Genomic DNA, 22,574 nt, shown 5'->3' with positions numbered 1-22,574 from the left:
CGCCTGCGGCCGCTACGGCACGGGCGCCCCGGACCCCCGCCCCGGGTCGCTGGACCGGGCCGGCGGGCGCACGTGCCGCCCGGCCAGTTCGAACGCGGCGAGCACCACCCGGGCCTGGTACTCGGCCTGGCGGGCCACCGGGATCCAGCGCGTCCGGCAGCCGTCGCGGTAGTCGGCGCACCACGCGTCGATCAGCCGGTCCAGCTCCGGCAGCGCCCCGGCAGGGTCGCGGCCGGCGGCGCGGACGAGCTGGTGCAGCAGTCCCGCCGTGCGCAGCGCGAGCCGGCGCCCCGAGATGCGCAGGGCGACCAGGTGGGCGGTGCTCAGGGGCGGGAGGGGGTGGGCCGGGCTGTCTGCGGTGTCGGGGTCCCAGGCGTCGGCGAGGCCGGGGCAGACCAGGAGGTAGTCGTCGACCGGGGCGAGCAGTCGGGCCGCGTCGGGCACGGTGGCGAGGTGAGGCCGGATCCGGGACAGCAGCTGCCGCAGGAGGCCCGTGTCGTGGCGCAGGGTGCGGCTGACGGCCCGGAGCACGGCGTCGCGGTCCGCGGGCGGGGAGCCGTCCGCCACGGCCGTCACGCCCCACATGGGCGCCTCGACGACCGCGGTGACGGTGCCGTGCCGGTACGGGTGGAACCATGTGGACTCGACGGCGGCCTCGGTTATGGCGGCGGCCAGATCGGCCCGGCGCGGCGGCGGGATCCGGTAGACGGCGGGGCCGAGGCCGGGCCAGTACAGGGCGTCGTACGCGCCGAGTTCGCGGGGGATGCCGAGCCGGGCGGCGATGCGGGCGAGGCGCTGGGCGAGGCCGGGCAGGTCGTGGGTGAGTTCGACGAAGCCGCCGCCGATGTCGACGCCGTGCAGGGAGCACTGGAGGAACGGGCGCAGTTCGTCCTGGAGGTCGAGCAGGGCGCGGGTCTCCGGCAGGGCGGCGCCGGCCGCGCCGTCGGGCAGCCACTCGGGCTGCTCCAGGAAGCCGGGCCGGAAGAAGTTCCGGACGTACTCGCCGAGCGTGTAGGGGCCGGGCAGCCAGCCCTCGTTGCGGCGCGACCCGTCCGGGTCGAGGCACAGCAGCAGGTTCCAGGTGGCGTCGGCGCCCTGGGTGAGCCGCGGGTCGGCCAGGGCCCGCTCGGCCAGGCGCAGCACGGTGGCGCCGCCCACCGGTTCGTTGGCGTGGGGGCCGGCGACGACCAGGGCCTGGCGGCTGCCGTGGCCGACGGAGAGCAGCCACATGGGGGTGCCCGCGCGGGAGGTGCCGACCCGGCGCAGCCGGGCGTCACGGGGGTGGCGGGCGACGAGGGCGGCGGCCCGGGCGCCCAGTTCGTCGACGGTCGGATAGCGCAGGAGGGGCGGCAGGGCACACCTCCCCCATGCGGTGCCGTCGGTTCACCAGGTGTAGATGGCGTACGCACAGTCAGTCACGACTTCAGGGGTACGTCAACACCGTGGACCACAAAGGGATTTCAGCCACGCACGCGGGACCGACATTCGGTAATCCCCAGGCCAGAGCTGAGGCGTGGCTTCGTTTCCGGTCAGCCGGCCGACAGCCGGAACGCCATCCGGCCGAAGCCCACCTGGTCGCCCTCGCGGACGACGGCCGCGCCGACGACGCGCCGTCCGTTCACCGTCGTGCCGTTGGTGGAGCCGAGGTCGCGCAGGACCCACAGGCCGCCCTGGTGACGGAGTTCGGCGTGCACGCGGGAGACGGTCTCGTGGTTGAGGCGCAGTCCGCTGGCCGGGTCGCGGCCTATGCGCAGCGGATGGCCGTGCGACGGGTGGGGCAGCTGCAGCTTGGGCAGCCGCTCGGCCTGCCAGGCCCTGCGCAGCCGTACGGTGAATCCGGAGACGGCCTCGACGGTGCCGAACACCAGGCGCGAGAACCGGCCCTCCGCGCGCAGGTCGGCGGTGAGCACGGCGAGTTCGTCCGGGCGGCGGGCGGCGAGCGCCAGTTCCATGCGGCGGACGAACGTGTCGTGGGACAGGCGGCCCATGGCGACGCCGTCACGGAGCACCTTCAGCGCCCGGTCGCGCTCCGCGTCGGAGAGCCGCGCGGGGAACGTGTTGAACTCGAAGGACGACGTCACGCTGGTGATTGTCGGGCAGCGCGGCCGGGCTGTCCAGAAAACGGGAAATCGGCCGCCACGCGCCGCGTACCCCGGTGAGACCCGCCGCAAATGGGTGGATGCACCGGCGGATTGATCTCGTTTGACGCACCATGGACGGGCTACATCACGGTGAGCAGACGAAGGGGAACCGTCCGTGCAGTTCGAGGTGTGGGCACCACAGGCCGGCCGTGTGACGCTCCGGTGCGACGACGTCACCCGCGCGCTGGAACGCGATCCGGAACGGGCGGGGTGGTGGCGGGGCGAGGCCGAGGCGCGCGACGGGTCCCGGTACGGCTTCGCGCTGGACGACGGGCCCGTGCTGCCCGATCCGCGCTCCCGGCGGCAGCCGGACGGCCCGGACGGGCTGAGCGCGGTCGTCGATCACGAGCGGTACGCGTGGCGCGCGCGGTGGCGGGGGCGGCCGCTGCCCGGCGCGGTGCTGTACGAGCTGCACGTGGGGACGTACACGCGCGAAGGCACCCTGGACGCGGCCGCCGAGCGGCTCGGCCATCTCGCCGAACTGGGCGTCACGCATGTGCAGCTGATGCCGCTGTGCCCCTTCCCGGGCACGCACGGCTGGGGCTACGAGGGTGTGTCGCTGTGGGCGGTGCACGAGCCGTACGGCGGGCCCGAGGCGCTGAAACGCTTCGTCGACCGGGCCCACGCACTCGGACTGGGCGTGGTCCTCGACGTGGTGCACAACCACTTCGGCCCGTCCGGCAACTACCTGCCCGCCTTCGGGCCGTACCTCACCGACACCCACCACACCCCCTGGGGCGCCGCGGTCAACCTGGACGCGCCCGGCTCGGACGAGGTGCGCGCGTTCCTGATCGGCAGCGCGCTGGCGTGGCTGCGCGACTACCGGATCGACGGGCTGCGCCTGGACGCGGTGCACGCGCTGGTGGACACCCGCGCGCTGCACTTCCTGGAGGAGCTGTCGACGGCCGTGGACGCGCTGGCCGCCGAGACGGACCGGCCGTTGTTCCTGGTCGCCGAGTCGGATCTGAACGACCCGCGCCTCATCTCCTCCCGGGACGCGGGCGGCCTCGGGCTGCACGCGCAGTGGAACGACGACTTCCACCACGCCCTGCACACCACGCTGACCGGCGAGTCGCAGGGCTACTACGCCGACTTCGCGCGCGCTCCCCTGGGCGGGCTCGCCAAGACGCTGACGGGCGGCTACTTCCACGACGGCTCGTACTCGAGCTTCCGGGAGCGGTACCACGGGCGCCCCCTGGACCGTACGCGCGTGGCCGGGCACCGGCTGCTCGGCTACGGCCAGACACACGACCAGGTCGGCAACCGCGCCCAGGGGGACCGGCTTTCGGCCCTGCTCTCCCCCGGGCTGCTGGCGTGCGCGGCCACGCTGATCCTGACGGCGCCCTTCACGCCGATGCTCTTCATGGGCGAGGAGTGGGCCGCGGGCACGCCCTGGCAGTTCTTCACCGACCACACCGACCCGGAGCTGGCGGACGCCGTACGGCGGGGCAGGCGGCGGGAGTTCGCCGCGCACGGCTGGAAGGAGGAGGACGTGCCCGACCCGCAGGACCCGGCGACCCGGGACCGCTCCTGCCTCGACTGGTCCGAACCGGAACGCGAGCCCCACGCGCGCGTGCTGGCCTGGTACCGGCAGCTCCTCGCGCTGCGCCACGGGCAGCCGGACCTGACCGACCCCGACCTCGCCGACACCAAGGTGGCCTACGACGAGGAGCGGCGCTGGATCGCCTTCCGGCGCGGGGACGTCCTGGTGGCGGTGAACCTGGCCTCCGAGCCGGCCGTGCTGCGGCTGGGCGTGCCCCACGCGCGCGTGCTGGCCGCGTGGGAGCCGGTGGAGAAGCCCGGGGCGGACGGGGCGGTGCGGCTGCCCGGGGAGTCGGCTGTGGTGCTGCTGCAGGAGTGAGCGCCCGGCGGGTCAGGGGAGCTTCGCGTCCTGCGCCTCGATGACGGGCGCGAGGAGCCCCGGCCTCGCGATGCGGGCGCCGCCCACCGCGGTGCAGACGGTGATGGTGTCCCCGTGGCGTACGACGGTGGTGCGGATCGGCCGGGTCCCGCCGCCCTCCTCCGTGACGGCGCCGCGGTAGGCGAGGGCCTCGTCGCCGACGTTGGGGGTGTCCTCGGGCTCGAACGGGTAGTACAGCTCGCTGGTGCCGTGCGCCTTGACGGTGAAGCCGAGGGAACAGCCCTGCACGGCGTCGGCGAGGAGGGTGTCCATCGCCGTCATCGCCATGCCCTGGCCGTAGGTGGCGAGGGTGACGTAGATCCGGGTGCCGGGCGCCTCATCGGTCGAGACGACGCGGCTCAGGTGGGCCTGCGGCGTGCCGAGGGGCAACTGGTGCGTCATGGCGGCCAGCGGTATGCAGGGCCCGTCGCCGGTGATCTCTCGCGCGGACCTGGCGAAGACGGACTTCCCCTTGGCCGGGTCGAACTCCCGTACCGAGTAGCCGGTTCCGAGGTCGCCCGGGGTGACCAAAAGCGCGGTGACGCGTTCCGCCGGGGTCGGCTGCCGCTTGTGGGGAGCCGTGGCGCCGGGCGCGGACGCCGTGGCCGTGCCGGAGCAGCCGGCCAGGGAGATGATCGCGGCGGAGGTCAGCAGGGACACGGCCGCCGCGGTGGTGCGCTTCATGAGCGGAGGATAGCCCCGCGCGACGGCGCCGCCCGGCCCGCTACAGGGCGTCGTCCGCGTCCCCCAGGTCCGTGACCCGTTCCAGCAGGATCGGTTCCCAGGCGCGGCGCAGCCGGGTCCGCGGCAGGGTGGCGTTCTTGCCGGTGAGGGCCTCGGCGAGGTGGACGACGGTGTCGCAGCGGGCGAGCCACAGGCCGCGCAGGCAGGGGCGGGCGCCGTAGCCGGCGAGGGTGGCGGCGCGTACGGCGGCGGGTGAGCCGACGGCGAGCGCGAGGCCCGCGATGTCCTCGGCCGGGTCGCCGACGACCGCGCCGGCCCAGCCGAGCACGCCGCGCACCCGGCCGTCGGCACTGACCACGAGATGGCCGCCCGTGAGGGTGTGGTGGGTGAGGACCGCCGAGCCGGGCTGGGCGGCGAGCTGGGACGCGGCGGGCGGGGTGAGCTGGTTCAGGCGGGCGGCGTCGAACTCGTCGGCCGCGGCGAGGCGTTCGGCGGCGCGTACGGCGGTCCGGCGCAGCGCCTCCAGGGAGCGCGGCGCGGCGCGCGGCACGCCGAGCGTCTCGGCCTGCCGGACCGGCACCTCGCGCAGGCCCGTGAGGAGCCCGGCGAGGTCCGCCTCGCCGACGGCGGACACGTCATGCTCCTCCCCCGAGCCGCCGGGCACCTTGGTGTCCAGTGTGTAGCTCAGTCCGGGTGCCCATTCGCCGTGCGCGACGCTGGCGGGCACCGCCACCGGGACGTGCGGGCGGACGAGGTCGCGCAGGCGCAGTTCGCGGCGCTGGCGCAGGGTGGCCTCGCGGTCGGGGGCGAGGCGCAGCACGTGGCGGGTGCCGACCCACCAGGTGACGGGTTCGGCGCCCTGGGTGGCGGGCCGGACGTCGGGGCCGGAACCGCTCCCGCCCTGCCGGGTCTCCTTGCCGCCCCGGCTGCCCCTGACGTCCCTGGCGTCCTTGGCGTCCTTGGCGTCCTCGAGGAGGGACAGGACCAGTCGGCGGACGGTGTCCGCGGTGGGTGTGGGTGCCTGGGTCATGGTCGCGCCGTTGCCGTTCGGGAGGCGAGCTGGGGACATCGGGGCCTCACTCCACTATGACCAGCTCGCGCGTGGTGGTGTTCAGGCGCCGCCCGCCGTCCTCGGTGACGGTCACGATGTCCTCGATGCGGACCCCGAACCGGCCGGGCAGGTAGATGCCCGGTTCCACGGAGAAGCACATGCCGGGCACGAGGGGCCGTTCCTCGCCCTCGATCATGTAGGGCGGCTCGTGGGTGGTGACGCCGATGCCGTGTCCGGTGCGGTGGATGAAGTACTCGCCGTAGCCGGCGTCGGCGATGACCTGGCGGGCGGCCCGGTCCACGTCCTGGCAGGCGGCCCCGGGCCGCACCGCGCGGAAGCCGGCCTCCTGGGCCTCGCGCACGATCGCGTGCACGCGGCGCTCCTCGTCGGTGGGTTCGCCGACGTGGACCGTGCGGGAGGTGTCGGAGCCGTAGCCGTCCCGCAGGCCGCCGAAGTCGAGGACGACCATGTCGCCCCGGGCGATGACGCGGTCGCCCGCCTCGTGGTGCGGGTTGGCTCCGTTCGGGCCCGAGGCGACGATGGTGAAGTCGACCTGCTCGTGTCCGTGCCCGCGCAGCAGCCGGTCGAGGTCCGCGGCCACCTCGCACTCCCGGCGGCCCGCGAAGGGGACGTTGCGGATCTGCTCGAACGTCGCGTCGGCGGCGGCACCGGCGGCCGCCATGAGGTCCAGCTCGGCCGCGTCCTTGACGGCACGCAGCATGGGCAGGGCCTCGGTGAGCGAGGCGTAGGAGCTGCCGGGCAGGGCCTGCTGGAGGGCCAGCAGGTGCAGGGCCCAGGCGTTGTCGCTGATGCCGAACCGGCCGGAGGCGTCGAGGAGGGCGGCGGTGGCGGCGTAGGGGTCCTTGCCGTCGGTCCAGTCGCGCAGGGTCAGGGCGGGCGCGCCGGCCGCCCGGCGCGCGTCCGGGGCCTCCAGGGCGGGCACGACGAGGACGGGGTCCTGCCCGGCGGCGAGGACCAGCAGGGTGAGCCGCTCGGTGACCGCCGGGGGTGTGTAGCCGGTGAGCCACACCAGGTCCGGTCCCGGGGCCACCAGCAGGCCCGCGAGAGAGGCCTCGGCGGCCGTCCGCGCGGCGCGCTCCATGCGGGCCCGGTAGTCGTCGGCGGTGAACGACACGGCCGTGCTTCCGGTCATCCGGGCCTCCCAGGGCGGACGAAGGGGCTACGGGCAGCATCCTGCCCGGCCGGAGGGGGCGGCGCGAGCCGTCTGCGGGCATTCACCCCGGCAACCTGCCTAACGGCAGAGGATTGCTCAGGCGTTAGTTCTAATGCTTAGATTCAACCCTTCCATTAAATGTTCGGCCGAGGGGGCGTACGACGGTGCTGGTACTCGCGCACATCAGCGATCTGCATCTGGACGGGAGCGCGCGGGCGACGGAGCGCGCCGAGCGGGTGCGCGAGCGGTTGTGGGAGCTGTCGGGCCACGTGGACGCGCTGCTGGTGACGGGGGACATCGCGGACCACGGCACGGAGCCGGAGTACGAGGAGGCCGCCCGCATCCTGGGGCTGCGCGCCGCTGACGCCCCCTTCCCGGTGCTGACCTGCCCGGGCAACCACGACAGCCGTACGCCCTACCGCAAGGCGCTGCTGGACCGGCCCGGGGGCGAGGGGCCCATCAACAGCGTGCGGGTCTTCGACGACGGCGCGGTGCTGATGTGCGACTCCAGCGTTCCGGGCAGCGACGACGGGGAGCTGGACGAGGAGACGTACGACTGGATCGAGACGACGCTCGACGAACTCGACGGCGGCCTTCCGGCCCTGCTCGCCTTCCACCACCCGCCGGTGGCACTGCATCACCCCCTGCCCGACTCCTGCCCGCTGCGGCACCCCGGCCGGCTGGCCGGCCTGCTGGCCCGCCGGCCCGAGATCGCCGGGCTGATCACCGGCCACGCCCACACCCCCGCCGCCACCTCGTTCGTGGGGCGGCCGCTGGTCGTCGGGCCCGGCGTGACGTGGACGCTGCGGCTGCCCTGGGAGGGCGAGCAGATCGCGGACCGGGAGGCGCCGCCCGGGCTCGCGTTCCATGTCCTGGACGACTCGGGGCGGCTCACCAGCCACTTCCGGGTCGTGCCGTGAGGGCGTGCTTCAGGCGGCGACAGCCGGTACGAGAGTCAGCTGCTCGTATCCGCCGCCGCGGTGGCGGACCGTCAGCCTGACCTCGGAGCCCGGCCGGGCGCGGGCCACGGCCCGGACCAGATCGGCGGCCGTGTCGATCCGGGTCGTGCCGAAGGCGAGGAGGACGTCGCCGCGCACCAGCCCGGCGGCCTGGGCCGGCCCGGGCACGTGCAGCCCCACGACCACGGCCCCCGGCTTGCGGGCGTCCATGACCTGTACGCCGAGCGTCGCGACGACGGGCACGGAGGGAGCGGCGGCGGGCGAGGGACCGGGGAGCGACGGCGTGTGCCATCCACGCGGGTCGAGGCGCCCGCCCTTGCCGAGCATCGTGGTGCCCATCGCCCCGAGTCCGATCCCGGACAGCACCAGGACCGCGCCGGCGAACCCTGCGAGAGCCACGTTGAGGAGCCGCCGCCCCCGTCGCCGGGTGGCATGCGGGCGGGGCCGTGACGGGCCGGGCCCTGTCGCCGGCGCGGCCCCGTCGGGCTCCTGACCCGGCATCGGCTTGGGTCGCAGCGCGGTGTGTTCCATGGCTCGCCTCCGGATGGTGCCGATCGTCTCCGGCGGATCCCGGAACGATCACGGCAGGTGCTCTACCCGGTACATCGGCGGCCGACGAGCCACGAACGAGTGAGACTGACCGGGACCGAGGCGGTCGGAGGGGTGGCCCGAACGCGGGCACGGCCCGTACCGCACCCGGTCGTCGGGTGCGGTACGGGCCACGGGAACAGGTCCCGTCGCGAGTCGGTCCGGCCGGATCGCCGCCTCAGCGAAGAGCGGGCACGGGCATGGCCGGTGGCCGGTCCGGGAGGAAGCCGTGGGCGCGGCGGGACAGCCACTCGCCCTTGTAGCGGTCCACCTCGCGATGCCAGTTGAGGATGCCGGACAGCCAGTTCCGCAGGTCCGCCACGTATGTCCCCATCGCCGCGCGCGCCTCCTCATTGAGCTGGAAGTCGTCGTACAAGATGGGCAGTTCGTGTTCGACGACGTGCTCGAACTGGCGCATGCGCTGGCTCATCAGGTCGTGCACGATGCCGAGCCCGGTCGGATAGTCGCAGCCGAAGAAGGTTTGCACGACGAGGATCGCGTTGTGGATCTCGCCCTCGAACTCGATCTCCTTCTGGTACGAGAAGACGTCGTTGAGGAGGCACGCGAAGTCCATCGCGGCGTTCTCCAGGGAGCGGACCGGGCCGCTGTGGTAGACCTCGGGCGGGACGGCGGGGCCGTGTCCCATCCGGCACAGGCTCAGGGTGAGGTCGGAGCCGAAGGTCGCCCGGCGCATCTCCAGGTAGTCGACCGGGTCGGGGACGCGGTTCTGGAGCTGGTTGAACAGCTCCCACACCCAGCTCTCGGTCATGACGTTGATGGCGTCCTTGAGCGTGCGCCGCGCCTCGGGTGTCATCCCCGCGGTGGTGCGCACCCACAGGTCTACCAGGCCGCGCTCCATGGCGTTGACCGGGAGCAGCGGCTCCTCTCCGGCGGTCGGCATGCAGTCGGACAGGCGGGCCGTGGTCAGCCGGGCGGCGGCGAGGTCGCGGCGGTGGCCGTAGACCAGCGGGTAGTAGTCGTCGCCGTAGGTGCCCCAGGCGAGCCACTGCGCGCTGAGGTCGAGGGCCTCGGGCGTGGCGTCCGGGTCGAGGCCGGCCGAGCAGAGCGGGAGGTCGTAGGCGCGGAGCTTGTCCTCGTCCCAGACGCCCTCGGTGAGGATGCCCATCCGCTCCACCCAGTCGCGCAGGCTCCGGCGGGCGTGGTCCAGGTGCGGACTGAGCTCCAGCGGGAACGGCATGCGGATGTCGGGGATCCGCGACGGCCCGACCTTCTGGTACGGCACGTGCGTGTAGGAACGCAGCCGCTCCGCCCCGGCCGTCGCGAGCAGGGCGCGGACGTCGGCGGCGGAGGTGCCGATGCCGGAGCATCCCGGCCATGGGCCGCTGCCGCGCGCGGCGTTCTCGTTCATGTAGCGGCTGGAGCGCAGATGCCATTCGTGGCCGCCGGACTGCCAGTCCTGCAGCCCCTTCGTGTACGCCGCCACGGCCGCCACCTCGTCCGGCCCGATCCCCTTCTCCAGGGCCACCGCGGGCACTTCGGTGAACGCCGTGTGCTCGAACTGGTGGAGGCGGGAGGTGAGGACGTCGTTGACGGTGTCGGCGGCCTCCTGGGTGGTGCAGCCGAAGAAGGTCTCCAGGACGAGCACGCCGTTGCTGTTCTCGCCCTCGTCCTCGACCTCGCGCTGGTAGGAGAACAGGTCGTTGCGCAGGTGCACGGCGTCGGAGAACGTCTCCATCAGCACCCTCAGCGGCCTGGTCTCGGCGACGGAGGCGGGCACTTCGGCGGTCGCGTACTCCACGAGCCCCGCCGACCAGGGGGCGCCGCCGACCTTGCGGCGCATCTCGATGTACTCGACGGGGTTGGCGATCCGCCCCTCGTTGATGTTGGACAGCTCCCACATCGACTCGTTGAGGAGGTGCTCGGTGGCCACGGCGAAGCGGCGGCGCCAGTCGTCGGACATCTTCGGCACCGTGCGCGTCCACAGGTCGGCCAGGCCCGCCTCGACCGGGTTCTCCGGCTCGGGCACGGGAGTCGAGAGGTCCAGCGGCATGAAGAGGGGCAGCCGGTCCAGGTGGGCCTTGCCGGCGGCGCGGTCCTGGCTGCGCTTGTACATCTCCAGGAAGTGGTCGTCGAAGAAGAAGACCCACACGTACCAGTCGGTGATCAGGGAGAGGGCGGGGCCGTCGCAGTCGGGGTGGGTGTAGGCGCAGAGCAGGCCGTAGTCGTGCGCGTCGAGGTCGGCCTGCTCCCAGACGCCGGATCCCTCCAGCATGCCCATCTCCCGCGCCCACCCGGTCGAGTGGGCGCGGGCCTCGTCGAGATGGGGGTTCAGCCGCGCGGGGTGCGGCATGTAGAAGTGCGGGAGTTCGAACGGCTGCGTCATGGCCGGGCCCTACCCGGCGCCCCGCGGCGGCATCCGCCGGGCGGGACATGATCACACCATCGCGTGAATCAGAGGCGAATGCGGGAGTTCTGCCCGGCCCTTGTGGCGTTCTTCCTCGACCGGATGTCTCCTCGCGCCCGTTACCGGTTGTTCCGTACCTGAATCAGCGCATGCGTGCCGCTGGTGCGCCAGCGCTGCTCCTCCGCCGCGACCAGGGCGGCCTCGGTGCGCGCGTCGAGGCCGGTGATCACGTCCGACTTCAGGGTGCGCAGGGCGGCGACCGGACCGGGGAAGTAGGCGGTGACGTCCGCGAAGGAGGTGGTCGGTTCCCAGAGCCGGTCGCCCACCAGGCGGCGGTAGTTGAGGTCGCCCTTGACGATCGTGAGCGTGGCCGACGCGAACTCCGCGCGCAGGTCGCCGGGCATCTTCTCGTACGGCAGCGGGGCACTGGAGAAGGGATGGGCGCGCAGGGTGAGACGGCCGTCGGCCAGGGCGGACCACAGCTGCCGCCCGTACGTGGCGGCCGCTCCCCCTGCGCCGGTCAGCCGGCGCAGGGCGTCGACGACGTCGGCGGTGGTGGCGTCGGAGACGTAGTAGGGGTAGGGCTTGACGTGCAGGACCGCCCGTCCGATGCGGCCGCTCTCCAGGAGGTGGGCGATGAGGAGGAGATCGGGGACGAGTTCGCGGCCCGCGTTGTCGGCGACCAGGCACAGCGTGCCGTCCCCCGGGGCCGTGGTGTCGAGCAGCGACCAGAGCCGGTCGCTGTCGTCGGCCACCAGGCCGGGCGCGGCGTCCGCGTCCCGCGCGCCTTCGGCGGAGAGGCGGAAGCCGAGGTCGGCGCGGTTGCCCCACAGGGAGCCGTGCAGCAGCGCCTGCGCCTGCTCGGCGGCGGGCCGGCCGGTGAGGTCGTCGAGCGCGGCTAGTTCCTCGTCGGTCTCGGCGGAGTCGAGTTCGGCGAGTTTGAAGGGGCGGAAGGGGTCGATGCCCTGCCACGGTCCGGTGCCGAAGTAGCCGACGGCCTGGAGCAGGATGCGGTAGAACCAGCTCTCGGACCAGAGCCACGGCACGTCGAACCATGAGCGGCCGGTGTACTCGCGCAGCCCCCAGATCTCCCAGTGGTCCCGGTCGTGCGCGTCGGCCGGGAGGGGTTCGATCTCGCCCTTGGTGCAGTTGGCGAGCAGTTCGTCGAGGGCGCGGTGCTGCCCTGGTTCGTACGGGAAGGCCTCGCGGACCTGCTTGATGATCGCGGGGTGCCGCTCGGCCAGCACACTGTGGGGGAAGGAGCCCGGCTGGTTGCCGAGGAGCAGGGGTGCGGAGGGGGTGTCGGGCATGGGCCTCACCGTAACGCGCGTGCCCTTCGCACGGGTCGACCCGCCCCGCGCCCGGTCACACCGGTGCGATCTCCCGCTCCAGACGCGCCGCCAGGCTCAGATAGCGGGCCCTGCGGGTCACCGGGACCAGGCCGCGGATGAGTATGTTCCACATCTCGGCCGTCCGGCGGGGCTGGCGCGCGACCGGCTCGCGGGAGCGGCCCACGACGCGGGTGCCGACGAAGAAGCAGACCAGCGAGTGGGCCACGACGTCGATATCGATCTCCGGATGGACGTCGGACTCCTTGACCGCGCCGACCAGCCGGGCCGTGACGATGTCCAGCCACTCGGTGAAGGGGTGGCTCAGGGGCGGCCGGGGCCGGATCCCGCCCGTCGCGAGCCGCAGCCCGGCCCGCAGTACCGGGTCCTCCACGGACATGCGGGTGATGCCGAACGTGAGGCGCATCAGCGCCTCGAGTGAGGTGTGGCCGCGGTTGTCGGTCTCCGTCGCCAGCCGGCGGGCGGTGTGCGACTGGAGTTCGAGGATCGCGTGGGCGAGATCCTCCTTCGCCGCGAAGTGGAAGTACAGGGCACCCTTGGTGACGTGGGCGTGCTCCACGATGTCGCTGAGACTGGTCGATTCGTAGCCGCGACGGTCGAACAGGTCAGCGGCGGCCGTGATGATCGTCGAGCGGGTCTGCTCGGCTCGCAACTGCCTCGCCATCGGCTGAACTCTCCCGGGACGGAAATGAACGGGTCATGCCGTTTGTTTTTACCCCGCGTACACGATAACTCACCCTGAGACGGCGCTCATCACACCGGTGTGCCGGAGTACGGGTACACATCCGGCAAAACAAGCGCAACTGGTGAAAGAAAACAGCGCGTTCGGTATCTAATTGTGGGGGCTGTGGGGCCAGACGTAAAGGCGGGCCGGCCGGTGCCCCATCCGCACCGGCCGGCCCGCCCGCTTCGCGGCCTGCCTCGTTCAGAGTTCCCGAAGAAGGATCAGAAGGTCAGCTTCCAGCCGTTGAGGGTGCCCGTGTCCTGCGCCGCGGTGTCCTGGACGCGCAGCTTCCAGGTGCCGTTGGCCACCTCGCTGGAGGCGTTCACCGTGTAGGTGGTGTTCACGTTGTCGGCGGAGTCCGACGCCGCGGACTTCAGGCGGTACGCCGACCCGTCCGGCGCGACCAGGTCGATGACGAGGTCGCCGCGGTAGGTGTGGGTGATGTCGACGCCGACCTGGAGGGCCGAGGGGGCGTTGCCGCTGCGGCCGGTGACGCTGACCGGCGACTCGACGGCGGCGCCGTTGTCCGGGATGGCGACGGCGGTGGTGCTGGAGAACGTCGTGCCGGTGGACGACCCGCCCTTCACGGCCTGAACCGTCTTGGCGGCGTCCGCGAGGCCCGCGCCGCAGCCGCCGGAGCAGGTGCCCGGCAGGGCACGGGCGTTGGCCTTGATGGCCGACTCGATCTGCGCGGGGGTGAGGGCGGAGTTGGCCGACTTCATCAGCGCGGCGAGGCCCGCGACGTGCGGGGTGGCCATGCTGGTGCCCTGGTAGTAGGTGTAGTTCTCGCTCGACGGCGTCTTCGAGCCGGAGTTCAGCGTGGAGAGGATGCCGTTGGCGGTGGTGCGGGTCTCACCACCGGGGGCGGAGATGTCCACGACCGAGCCGTAGTTGGAGTACGAGGCGCGGCTGCCCGCGCGGTTGGTCGCGGCGACGGTGATGACGTTGCCGCAGTTCGCCGGGGACGAGCTGGAGGCGTTGGTGTTCTCGTTGCCCGCCGCGACGACGACCGAGGTGCCGCGGCTCACGGCGCCGTTGATGGCGCTCTGGGTCGCGCTGGAGCAGGCGCCGCCCCCGCCGAGGCTCATGTTGATGACCTTGGCGACGTTGGTGTTGGCGGGCACGCCGGAGACCGAACCGCCGGACGCCCAGGTGATGGCGTCGATGATGTCGGAGTCGTAGCCGCCGCACTTGCCGAGGACGCGGACCGGGGAGATCTTCGCGCCGTGGGCGATACCGGCGATGCCCTTGCCGTTGTTGGTGGCGGCGGCGATGGTGCCGGCCACGTGGGTGCCGTGCCAGGAGGAGGTGGAGGCCGGGATGCCCGCGCCGCACTCGTTGGCGTTGTACCAGTCGCCCGGGTCGGCCGGGTTGCTGTCGCGGCCGTTGCCGTCGACCGAGACGGCCGTGTCGGAGATGAAGTCGTACCCGCCGACGATGTTCGCGGCCAGGTCGGAGTGGGTGACGTAGCCGGTGTCGATGACGGCGACGGTGACGCCGGTACCGGTGGTGGTGTCCCAGGCGCCCGGGACGTTCATGCCCGCGGTGGACTCGAACAGGTCCCACTGCTTGCCGTACTCGGTGTCGTTCGGGGTGACGGCCGTCGGCTTGTTCAGACGGTCCGGGACGACATAGGCGACCTGCGGGTCGGCCTGGTACTGGGCGACGACGTCGGCGACGGAGGCACGGGTGGGGTTGGTGCCCAGCTCGACGAGGGCGGCGCCGGTGCCGAGGCGGCGCTGGAAGTCGATCTCCTCGCCGGTCTTCTCGGCCTTGGACGCGGCGTCGGCGGCCGCCGCCTTGTTGGACTCGGCCTCGGTGGCGCCGGACTTGTAGCCGACGATGAGGCGCTCGGCCCGGACACCGGGAGCGGCCTCGGTCTGCGCGGCGGGGACGGCGGCCGGGCGGGGGGCCGGCTCCTGGGCGACGGCGACCGAGGCGGGGGCTGCGGTCAGCAGGGCGGTGGAGACGACGGCGACGGATATCAGCTTCCGTCTGAGCTCTGGGGAGATACGCACGGTCGTTGCCTTTCGTGGCCGGACTCCGGGCTGGGCGGAGCAAGGCGGTGGAGTCGCTTCGTCCTCGAAGCGGAGGGGGGTGGTTCGAAAAGCGAAGAGCGACGCGATGGCCGGCCAGGCGTGAGGCGGAAGCGGACCGTTCGGGGTTACCTGCGGGTCAGCTGTGGTCGAACGATAGGCAAAGGGGAGGTCACCGGGATACGGGGGAAACCCTCGATCCAACTGCCGTCCCACCCTCTATGGCGGTTCACTGGCGGGCAGTTGGGCGCCCAATGGTCCCTTTTGGCGCAGGTCGTGGCGCGATGAACGCGTCGGGCCGATTTCCCGTACTGCATGACCGAACGTCGCCGCCCGGGCCGAGGAGAAGCAGACGGATGTCTCGCACGACCGCACACCGCACCGCACTCGCGGCCGCCCTCCTGACCTCGCTGCTGCTGCCGCTGGGGACGGCGGGGCCCGCCCGGGCACACGGGGCGCCGACGGACCCGGTGAGCCGGGTGGTGGCCTGTTCCCCGGAGGGCGGTGACCGCGCGGGCACGGCGGCGTGCCGTGCGGCCGTCGCCGCGAACGGCGCGCCCTTCACGGCGTGGGACAACCTGCGGGTGCCGGACGTGAACGGCCGGGACCGCCGGGTCGTCCCGGACGGGAAGCTGTGCAGCGGGGGCCTGCCCGCCTACCGGGGCCTCGATCTCGCCCGTGCCGACTGGCCGTCGACCCGGATGACGCCCGGCGCGGCGCTGACGATGCGGTACGTATCGACGATCCCGCACACCGGCACGTTCCGGATGTATCTGACGAAGCCCGGCTACGACCCGGCCGGGCCGCTGTCCTGGTCCGATCTGCCCGAGAAGCCGTTCGCCGAGGTGACGGACCCGGCCCTGACGGACGGCGCGTACCGCATCCGGGCCACTGTGCCGTCCGACCGCACCGGGCGGCACGTGCTGTACACGGTCTGGCAGAACAGCAGCACGCCGGACACCTATTACTCGTGCTCGGACGTGGTGTTCCCGGAGACGAAGAAGGAGCCGCGGAAGACGCGGGAGGGGACGGAACAGAAGACGGCGGAACCGGAGAAGAGGGAGCCCGAGCGGAAGAGGGAGCCGGAGAAGGAGGAGCCGGGGAAGAAGGAGCCGGCGGCGAGCACCGCCGCGGACTCCCCCGGCCCGCGGCCTCAGGACGACCACACACCGCTGGCCACCACCTCCGGCCCGGCCTCCGGCCCGTCAGCGCCCGTACTGGCGGGCGGCGCCGCGGCGGTGCTGCTGCTCACCGGCGGCGCCGCCCTGGCCGTACGGCTTCGGCGACGCTGAACTACCGCTGCTGCGCGCCTAGTTGACGACGACGGCGACGCCGCCCTTGGTCACCGGGGCGTACTTGGCGGTGAAGAAGGCGTTGCTGAAGCACAGCGACGAGCCGGACACCTTGGTGAACTGCTGGTTGGCGAAGGAGATGCTGTTGTCGGCGTTGCTCGCCGTGCCGGTCAGGCCGGGAGCCTGGTAGACGCAGGTGATGGTGCCGAGCAGAGTGCGCAGCTTGACCGTGGACTGCACGGCGGAGCCCGCGGCCGGAGTCACGGAGACGGTGCCGTCGGAGGAGACGCTGGTGGTGTAGGGCAGGTTGTCGACGGTGATGCCGCTGACGCCGAGCACCCCGACGACATTGGCGGTGCAGCCGCTGGTGTCGAAGCTGTGCGAGGTCAGGGACTCGGTGGCGGTGCCGGGGGCGGCCGGGTTGTCGGTGACGGCGGCGGAGAACGCCGACTTGGTGCAGGAGATGCCGCTGGTGCCGGTCGCGCTGGAGTAGAAGGTGGCGGCGGTGCCGCTTGCCAGGGACGCGTCGAGGACGTCGCCGACCGCGACGGCCGCGCCGTCGGCGGTGGTCAGGACGGGGGTGTCGGCCGCGGAGGCGGGGGCGGCGAGGCCCAGGGCGGCGACGGCGGCGGTGAGGGCGAGGAGGGTGCGCGTACGCATGGGGGTGTACCTCTTTCCATAGCGGGGGGTGGGGGTGCGCCGGGCGTCCGCCGTTGCGGGCCCGTCACGCCTTCTCCGTACGTGACGGGCCGGCAACGGCAGGCCGGTCACCGGCCGGAGGTTCACACGGGAAGGGGCCTACGGCCGGGCCGGGCGGGGGGTGGCTGGTGGCGCGGTTCCAGGAAGAGCGGCCGCGCCGTGGCGGGGGAGCTCGGGCGAGGGAAAGCCCGTGCGGACGCACCGGGCGACGAGATGCCCTGACGTGGACGAGCGGGTCCGGGACACGCGGACGGGCCGCGTGGCGGATCCGGCGCCACGGATCCGGTGGGACGAGGAGAGTTGTAGACCCGTGCGTCCGCCAACGTCAAGGCTTCGCAAGGGAGTTGTGCGTGATCTGAGCCTTTCGGGAGACCGGCGACTCACCTGCGGCGCACAATCGCCACTCTTTGTTCACACTTCCCTTGACCCTTCATGTAACCCCCGGTAACTTCCTCGACGGCTACTGCGGCGTAACGAGAAAGTCCTTGCAACCGCCGGGAGTTGCGGGAGACATGCGTACGCGGTCGGTGTCCGCGCCAGGGCAACGTGCCACCGAAGTCCGATCCGCACCGACATGCACCTGGAGCAGACATGACCTCCTCCGCCGAGCACACCCCCGAAAGACCGGACGGCGCCGCCGCACCGGACGTCAGTGACGCCCCCGCGCGACGCGGGCGGGTCCGGGCACGCCGGGCCGCCGTGATGGCGGTGCCGGCCACCCTGGCCGCCGCAGGACTCGCGGTCCTCACCGCGGAAGGGGCGCTGGGCGTGCAGTTCGCCATCTCCGGCATGCCCTTCACGGTCACCGCGACCGAGCTGAACGGCACCGGCTTCGCACAGTTCGGGGGCCTGGACGAGATGGCCGAGGGCAGCCCCAACGCGGGTGACACCGGCGGTCAGGTGCTGGTCGTCACGTCCGTGATCAAGAACGCGACCCTCACCAAGCTGTGCCAGAGCGTGGACCTGGGCGGCACGAACCTGGTCATCAGGGCGGGCGAGGGCGCGCAGAAGGTCACCGCCAGCGATCTGACGACCGACTCGACCGAGCTGACCGGCGACGCCGCGTTCAACAACATCGAGATCGGCAACGACGCCAGCACGCTCAACAAGGCCGGGCCCAAGGGCCGCGGACCGAAGGGCGTGTTCAGCCAGCAGTCCGACACGGTGCACATCGCCAACCTGCGGCAGACCAACTACGCCACGACAGCCGGTGTGTTCAAGCTGCCGGGTCTGAAGCTGGGCTTCAGCGGATCGGGTTGCTGATGCCGCGCGGTCCGCGCGAGGGAGTCCGGCCCGCCTTCAGGCAGTGGCGGGCCGGCCGTCCGTTCTGGGGCGGGCTGCTGCTCGCCCTGGGCGGGGCGGAGGTCCTGCTCACCCTGAAGGCGTCGCTGGACGTCATCCTGCACGTCGGCATGCAGGGCCTGGCCGGCTATCTCCTCCCGGCCGTGATGCTGCTGTGCGGCGTGCTGATCCTCTTCAACCCCGCCCAGCGCCTGTTCTACTCGGTCATCGGGGTACTGGTCTCCCTGGGTACCTGGCTGACCTCCAACCTGGGCGGGTTCTTCGTCGGCATGCTCCTGGGCGTGACCGGCAGCTGCCTCGCCTTCGGCTGGCTGCCGGACCAGGAACCCCGCGTCAGCCGCAGGCAGCGCCGCAAGGAGGCCCGGGCGGCGAAGGCCGCGCCGCCGACGCCGGTGGGGCAGCCCTAGAGCGGGTCCACGGGCGTGGCGGGCCGGGGCTGTTCTCCGGGCGCCGCGTCCGCAGAGCCCTCCTCCTTCAGGGCCTTGGCCTCGCTCCTGAGGATCCGCATCGAGCGGCCCAGCGATCGCGCCGTGTCCGGCAGCCTCTTCGAGCCGAACAGGACGATCACGACGATCACGACGATCGCCACGATCAGCAGATGCCAGGGCTCCAGTCCGTTGCGCAGCACGTTCGACTCCGGCGGCCTCTCCGACAACCGCCCCGACGCCGGCTCGTCGAAGGGCGAGAACGTCCTGGTCATCGGCTCCGGCAGCCGCACCGGCGGCAACAACGCGCTGGGCGGCGGCGAGAAGGACGACGTGGGCCGCTCCGTCACCGCCTTCCTGCTGCACGTCTACGCCGACCACCGGCACGCGATCGCCGTGTCCGTCCCCCGCGACACGCTGGTCATCATCCCGCCCTGCAAGCTGCCCGACGGCACGTGGACCAAGCCCGGCCGAACACCATGTTCAACGCGGCGTACTCGGTCGGCCAGACCACCGAGGGCAACCCGGCCTGCACCCAGAACACGGTCGAGCAGCTCACCGGGGTGCGCGTCGACCACACCGTCGTCGTCGACTTCAAGGGCTTCGCGGAGCTGACGGACGTGGTGGGCGGGGTGCGGGTGCGCCTGCCGCGGAACGTCTACGAGAACGACCTCGACCCGCATCTCGCCGCCCCGGGCAAGCTGCTCTTCCCCCAGGGCGAGCAGACCGTGTCGGGGCAGAAGGCACTGGACTACGTCCGGATCCGGCACGGCATCGGCGACGGCTCCGACATCGGCCGGATCAAGCGCCAGCAGGCGTTCGTCGCAAGCCTGATGAAGGAGATCAAGAGCAAGGGCCTCACCCCCAACGCGGCTGTTGCCGCTGGCCGACGCCGCCACGAAGTCGCTCACCGTCGTCCCCGGCCTCGGCTCCGCCGACAAGCTGATCTCCTTCGCGATGTCCCTGAAGGACATCGACCTGCACAACACCAAGTTCGTCACCCTGCCCTGGCGCTACGAGGGTTCCCGGGTGGCGATCGTCCAGCCGGACGCGGACGCCCTATGGGCCGCGCTGTGGGCCGCGCTGCGGGCCGACCGCACGATCGACGGCGAGAACGCCGGCGGCAAGAAGACCGGAACAGCCGGTTCCGGGTCTTCCCCCTCCCCCGCGCCGGTCTCCGGTGAGGGCATCGACGTCGCCGTCCACAACGGCACCGCCGTTCCCGGCCTGGCCGCCCGCGCCGCCGCCCTCACCGGGGACGGCTTCACCGTCACGGGCACGGCGACGGCGACCGACCAGGACCACACCACCACGCTGGTCGAGTACGGGCCCGGCCTCGAGGACCGGGCCAGGACCGTGGCGCGGGCCTTCCCCGGGGCGGAGCTCCGGTCCTCGACCGGCAGTGGCATCAGTGTCGTCCTCGGGCAGTCGTACGCGGACAGCCCGGTGGCGGGCGCGTCCGCCTCCCGGGCCTCGACCGCCGTGCCGTCCGAGGTCGCCGACGGGGCCCGGTCCGCGGACGACAACCCCTGCTCGGACCTCACCTACGGCTGACGCCGCCGGTGCCGGGTCCGGGCCGCCGCCAGGGCGAGGACGGCGAAGGTGGCGAGGTCGGCGACCGGTGTCTCCCGGGGCTCCGGTGGCTCCTGGGCGTCAGGGCGGCGCAGCACCGTGGCGGTGCCGGCGACCAGTTCGCGCAGGGCGGTCAGAGACCGGTCGGCCCGGTGCTCCCCGCTCGCCCGCAGCACACAGCCGACCGCGACCAGGGCGAGGATCACCACGGCGGTGCCCCAGGAGGCGACGGCGGTGGACACCAGGCCGAGGCAGAGCAGTACGGCGGTGAGGGGATCGCGCAGGGCGCGTACGCACCGGCGGGGCCAGGACGGGGTACGGCTCTCCGGCAGCGTGTTCTCGCCGAAGCCGGCCAGCCGGGAGGCGGCCTCCGTCTCGGTCAGCCCCCGGGGCCCCGACTCCAGCCGCCGCAGCACCCCCAGGGTGGTGCACTCGGCGGTGTCAGAGGCCATGGAGGCGGCGGCGCGCCGGTGCCGCACGGCCGGTGAGCCGGTCCACCAGGAGTTGTACGACCTCGACGACGTCGGGGTCGTCGACGTAGTACACCTGCCGGCGGCCCTCGCGGCGGGAGCGGACGAGTCCGGCCAGTTTCAGTTTGGTGAGGTGCTGGCTGACCGCGGGCAGCGCGCCGCCGACCCGCTCGGCGAGACCGGTCACGTCGCTCTCGCCCCGGGCCAGCGTCCAGACGATGTGCAGCCGGGCGGGCGAGGCCAGCAGACCGAGGGCCGCGGCCGCTTGGGCGAGCACGTCCGGGGAGGGGTCCTCGAAGCCACCGCCGGCTGCCGCCACCGTCACCGCCCCTTCCGTCGCCTCCGTCGTCCCGCGCGCCGCACCAGTCTAGGCGGGCCTCGTGGGCCCACCTCGACGGCGTGTGCTGCACGCACCGGGCGGTGCGCGGCCTCGCCGCGGCGGCGCGGACACCTCGGCACCGGCACCGGCATGCGCCGGTTCCGAACCGCACGGACGGTACGGAAAGCCGAGGTGAGAGCATCCCCGGCGTCATCGTTCGACCCGTCGGACAGATCATCACGATGCGGCAGCATCAACTCACGGCACGTGGCTGCTCACTTGACGACCAGTGCTCACACACGGTTGGCTCCGGCCAGCGAGAGTCATCCGGTCGGTGCACACCCTGCGGCCCCGCCCGCACTCTCACCCTGCTCTTGCTCGGCCGCACAGCGAGGTCCGCCCCCATGAACACTCCTCCCCCGCCGCACGCCTCCGCGAGACGCACCCGTGTCGCGGCACTGGCGTCCGTCCTGTGTCTGCTGGTGTCCGGCTGCTCCTTCCTCGGCGCGGCCGACGACGGGGCGGACGCGGATACGGCAGGCCGGTCCGGCGGCATGAAGGTCACCCTGGTGACGCACGGGGGCAAGGGCGACGCCTTCTGGGACCTGGTGCGCAGGGGCGCCGAGGCGGCGGCCGCCAAGGACGGCGTCGACCTGACGTACGCCGGCGACGCGGACCCGGCCGCGCAGGCCGATCTGGTGCGGGACGCGGTCCGCGCCAAGGCCGACGGCATCGCGGTGACCCTGGCCAAGCCGGCGGCGATGCGCGGCCCGGTCGCCCAGGCCAAGGCGGCCGGCATACCCGTCGTCGGGCTCAACTCCGGCATCGACGCCTGGCGGCCGACCGGGCTCCTGGAGTACTTCGGCCAGGACGAGTCCGTCGCGGGCCGGGCCGTCGGCGACAAGCTGGACGACCTCAAGGCCGAGCACGCCCTGTGCGTGGTGCACGAGCGGGGCAACGTCGCGCTGGAGGCCCGCTGCGCCGGAATGCGCAAGACCTTCCGCGGCGACACCGACAACCTGTACGTGGACGGCAGCGACATGAACGCGGTGACCGCCACGATCGCCTCCCGGCTGCGGCAGGACTCGAGCATCGACGAGGTCGTCACCCTGGGCGCCCAGTACGGGCTCAGTGCCGTCAAGGCCGTGCGGCAGTCCGGCAGCAGGGCCGAGGTCGCCACCTTCGACCTGAACAAGGACCTGGTCAAGGCGGTCCGGAGCGGTGAGGTGCAGTTCGCCGTGGACCAACAGCCGTATCTGCAGGGCTACCTCGCGGTGGACGCCCTGTGGCTGTACCGGACCAACGGCAACGTCAGCGGCGGCGGGACGGCACCGGTGCTCACCGGTCCCGCCTTCGTGACCAAGTCGAACGTGGCCGCCGTGGCACGGTTCGCGGCCGCCGGGACCCGGTGACCGGATACTTCACGTGAGGGTGTCGCCAAAGTTTCGGTCAGGCCCGGCCCGCATGTCCACTTGTACGGATAACATCCTGCGCATCCCATGTGCCGTGCCCGGGACGGCACCA

Annotated in this window: 21 protein-coding genes and 1 pseudogene; 8 read left to right on the top strand and 14 right to left on the bottom strand. The window is 72.7% G+C overall.

Going from position 1 to position 22,574, the window contains the following annotated elements; translation table 11 throughout:
* Nucleotides 1-12: 12 nt before the first annotated feature.
* Together CEB94_RS31495 and CEB94_RS31490 are read right to left on the bottom strand one after the other, a co-directional pair.
* Nucleotides 13-1,353, bottom strand: coding sequence for a M14 family zinc carboxypeptidase (locus CEB94_RS31495; protein ID WP_175437230.1), 1,341 nt, complete (start codon nucleotides 1,351-1,353; stop codon nucleotides 13-15).
* A gap of 176 nt (nucleotides 1,354-1,529) precedes the next feature.
* On the bottom strand, nucleotides 1,530-2,081 hold the full coding sequence (locus tag CEB94_RS31490; protein ID WP_175435398.1) for an FHA domain-containing protein: 552 nt from the start codon (nucleotides 2,079-2,081) through the stop codon (nucleotides 1,530-1,532).
* Nucleotides 2,082-2,256: 175 nt separating this feature from the next.
* Here CEB94_RS31490 and treZ point away from each other — a divergent pair, with 175 nt between their 5' ends.
* On the top strand, nucleotides 2,257-4,002 hold the full coding sequence (treZ, locus tag CEB94_RS31485) for a malto-oligosyltrehalose trehalohydrolase (RefSeq protein WP_175435397.1): 1,746 nt from the start codon (nucleotides 2,257-2,259) through the stop codon (nucleotides 4,000-4,002).
* Between the two features lie 12 nt (nucleotides 4,003-4,014).
* On the opposite strand, the gene CEB94_RS31480 is transcribed toward treZ, so the two are convergent.
* From CEB94_RS31480 to CEB94_RS31470, 3 genes are read right to left on the bottom strand one after another with little or no spacing between them, the layout of a single operon-like run.
* The gene (locus CEB94_RS31480) at nucleotides 4,015-4,725 is read right to left on the bottom strand and encodes a hypothetical protein (protein ID WP_175435396.1); all 711 of its coding nucleotides are present in this window, start codon (nucleotides 4,723-4,725) and stop codon (nucleotides 4,015-4,017) included.
* Nucleotides 4,726-4,765: 40 nt separating this feature from the next.
* The gene (locus CEB94_RS31475) at nucleotides 4,766-5,794 is read right to left on the bottom strand and encodes an aminoglycoside phosphotransferase family protein (RefSeq protein ID WP_425472505.1); all 1,029 of its coding nucleotides are present in this window, start codon (nucleotides 5,792-5,794) and stop codon (nucleotides 4,766-4,768) included.
* Between the two features lie 7 nt (nucleotides 5,795-5,801).
* Entirely contained in the window at nucleotides 5,802-6,929 is a 1,128-nt protein-coding gene (locus CEB94_RS31470; RefSeq protein ID WP_175435395.1) for an aminopeptidase P family protein, read from the bottom strand.
* A gap of 185 nt (nucleotides 6,930-7,114) precedes the next feature.
* Between CEB94_RS31470 and CEB94_RS31465 the strand changes: the two genes are divergently transcribed.
* Nucleotides 7,115-7,870 carry a phosphodiesterase gene (locus CEB94_RS31465; protein ID WP_175435394.1) on the top strand — a complete coding sequence of 252 codons (756 nt, stop codon included), beginning with the start codon at nucleotides 7,115-7,117 and terminating at the stop codon, nucleotides 7,868-7,870.
* A 9-nt stretch (nucleotides 7,871-7,879) separates the two neighbouring features.
* Here the strand turns inward: CEB94_RS31465 and CEB94_RS31460 are convergent, their stop codons facing one another.
* The 5 genes from CEB94_RS31460 to CEB94_RS31440 form a co-directional block, all read right to left on the bottom strand.
* Nucleotides 7,880-8,308 carry a PDZ domain-containing protein gene (locus CEB94_RS31460; protein ID WP_342790149.1) on the bottom strand — a complete coding sequence of 143 codons (429 nt, stop codon included), beginning with the start codon at nucleotides 8,306-8,308 and terminating at the stop codon, nucleotides 7,880-7,882.
* A 367-nt stretch (nucleotides 8,309-8,675) separates the two neighbouring features.
* A complete protein-coding gene (gene cyc2, locus CEB94_RS31455; RefSeq protein WP_175435392.1) occupies nucleotides 8,676-10,841 on the bottom strand; it encodes a germacradienol/geosmin synthase Cyc2 in 2,166 nt (721 codons plus the stop codon).
* A gap of 140 nt (nucleotides 10,842-10,981) precedes the next feature.
* Nucleotides 10,982-12,172 carry a damage-control phosphatase ARMT1 family protein gene (locus tag CEB94_RS31450; RefSeq protein WP_175435391.1) on the bottom strand — a complete coding sequence of 397 codons (1,191 nt, stop codon included), beginning with the start codon at nucleotides 12,170-12,172 and terminating at the stop codon, nucleotides 10,982-10,984.
* A 55-nt stretch (nucleotides 12,173-12,227) separates the two neighbouring features.
* Nucleotides 12,228-12,875 carry a ScbR family autoregulator-binding transcription factor gene (locus CEB94_RS31445; RefSeq protein ID WP_175435390.1) on the bottom strand — a complete coding sequence of 216 codons (648 nt, stop codon included), beginning with the start codon at nucleotides 12,873-12,875 and terminating at the stop codon, nucleotides 12,228-12,230.
* Between the two features lie 281 nt (nucleotides 12,876-13,156).
* Nucleotides 13,157-14,953, bottom strand: coding sequence for a S8 family peptidase (locus CEB94_RS31440; protein ID WP_175435389.1), 1,797 nt, complete (start codon nucleotides 14,951-14,953; stop codon nucleotides 13,157-13,159).
* Between the two features lie 374 nt (nucleotides 14,954-15,327).
* Here CEB94_RS31440 and CEB94_RS31435 point away from each other — a divergent pair, with 374 nt between their 5' ends.
* Nucleotides 15,328-16,263 (top strand): lytic polysaccharide monooxygenase, encoded by a 936-nt coding sequence (locus CEB94_RS31435; RefSeq protein WP_175435388.1) that lies wholly within the window; start codon nucleotides 15,328-15,330, stop codon nucleotides 16,261-16,263.
* 18 nt (nucleotides 16,264-16,281) lie between these two features.
* Here CEB94_RS31435 and CEB94_RS31430 read toward each other — a convergent pair whose 3' ends face one another.
* Nucleotides 16,282-16,923, bottom strand: coding sequence for a Tat pathway signal sequence domain protein (locus tag CEB94_RS31430; RefSeq protein ID WP_175435387.1), 642 nt, complete (start codon nucleotides 16,921-16,923; stop codon nucleotides 16,282-16,284).
* A 630-nt stretch (nucleotides 16,924-17,553) separates the two neighbouring features.
* Here CEB94_RS31430 and CEB94_RS31425 point away from each other — a divergent pair.
* Nucleotides 17,554-18,225, top strand: coding sequence for a DUF6230 family protein (locus CEB94_RS31425; RefSeq protein WP_175435386.1), 672 nt, complete (start codon nucleotides 17,554-17,556; stop codon nucleotides 18,223-18,225).
* On the top strand, nucleotides 18,225-18,671 hold the full coding sequence (locus tag CEB94_RS31420) for a DUF6114 domain-containing protein (protein WP_175435385.1): 447 nt from the start codon (nucleotides 18,225-18,227) through the stop codon (nucleotides 18,669-18,671). The genes CEB94_RS31425 and CEB94_RS31420 overlap by 1 nt, the downstream gene beginning before the upstream one ends.
* On the opposite strand, the gene tatA is transcribed toward CEB94_RS31420, so the two are convergent.
* On the bottom strand, nucleotides 18,668-18,892 hold the full coding sequence (gene tatA, locus CEB94_RS31415; protein WP_175435384.1) for a Sec-independent protein translocase subunit TatA: 225 nt from the start codon (nucleotides 18,890-18,892) through the stop codon (nucleotides 18,668-18,670). The two genes, CEB94_RS31420 and tatA, sit on opposite strands and share 4 nt — an antisense overlap.
* On the opposite strand from tatA, the pseudogene CEB94_RS42295 reads away from it, so the two are divergent.
* Both CEB94_RS42295 and CEB94_RS42290 read left to right on the top strand, forming a co-directional pair.
* Nucleotides 18,863-19,477 (top strand): annotated as a pseudogene (locus tag CEB94_RS42295) (LCP family protein); the annotation flags it as partial. The gene tatA and the pseudogene CEB94_RS42295 sit on opposite strands and share 30 nt — an antisense overlap.
* An 88-nt stretch (nucleotides 19,478-19,565) precedes the next feature.
* Nucleotides 19,566-20,243 (top strand): LytR C-terminal domain-containing protein, encoded by a 678-nt coding sequence (locus CEB94_RS42290; RefSeq protein WP_381107064.1) that lies wholly within the window; start codon nucleotides 19,566-19,568, stop codon nucleotides 20,241-20,243.
* On the opposite strand, the gene CEB94_RS31405 is transcribed toward CEB94_RS42290, so the two are convergent.
* Both CEB94_RS31405 and CEB94_RS31400 read right to left on the bottom strand, forming a co-directional pair.
* On the bottom strand, nucleotides 20,234-20,713 hold the full coding sequence (locus CEB94_RS31405; protein ID WP_381107062.1) for a cation-transporting P-type ATPase: 480 nt from the start codon (nucleotides 20,711-20,713) through the stop codon (nucleotides 20,234-20,236). The two genes, CEB94_RS42290 and CEB94_RS31405, sit on opposite strands and share 10 nt — an antisense overlap.
* On the bottom strand, nucleotides 20,703-21,050 hold the full coding sequence (locus tag CEB94_RS31400) for an ArsR/SmtB family transcription factor (protein ID WP_175437228.1): 348 nt from the start codon (nucleotides 21,048-21,050) through the stop codon (nucleotides 20,703-20,705). Before CEB94_RS31400 ends, CEB94_RS31405 begins: the two co-directional genes overlap by 11 nt.
* Before the next feature lie 404 nt (nucleotides 21,051-21,454).
* On the opposite strand from CEB94_RS31400, the gene CEB94_RS31395 reads away from it, so the two are divergent.
* Entirely contained in the window at nucleotides 21,455-22,462 is a 1,008-nt protein-coding gene (locus tag CEB94_RS31395) for a substrate-binding domain-containing protein (protein WP_175435383.1), read from the top strand.
* The last annotated feature ends 112 nt before the right edge of the window (nucleotides 22,463-22,574 follow it).

It is taken from the genome of Streptomyces hawaiiensis (genome assembly GCF_004803895.1).
Taxonomy (GTDB): domain Bacteria; phylum Actinomycetota; class Actinomycetes; order Streptomycetales; family Streptomycetaceae; genus Streptomyces; species Streptomyces hawaiiensis.
Note: the sequence above shows the minus strand (reverse complement) of the source record. Positions and strands in the feature narration are given on the sequence as shown.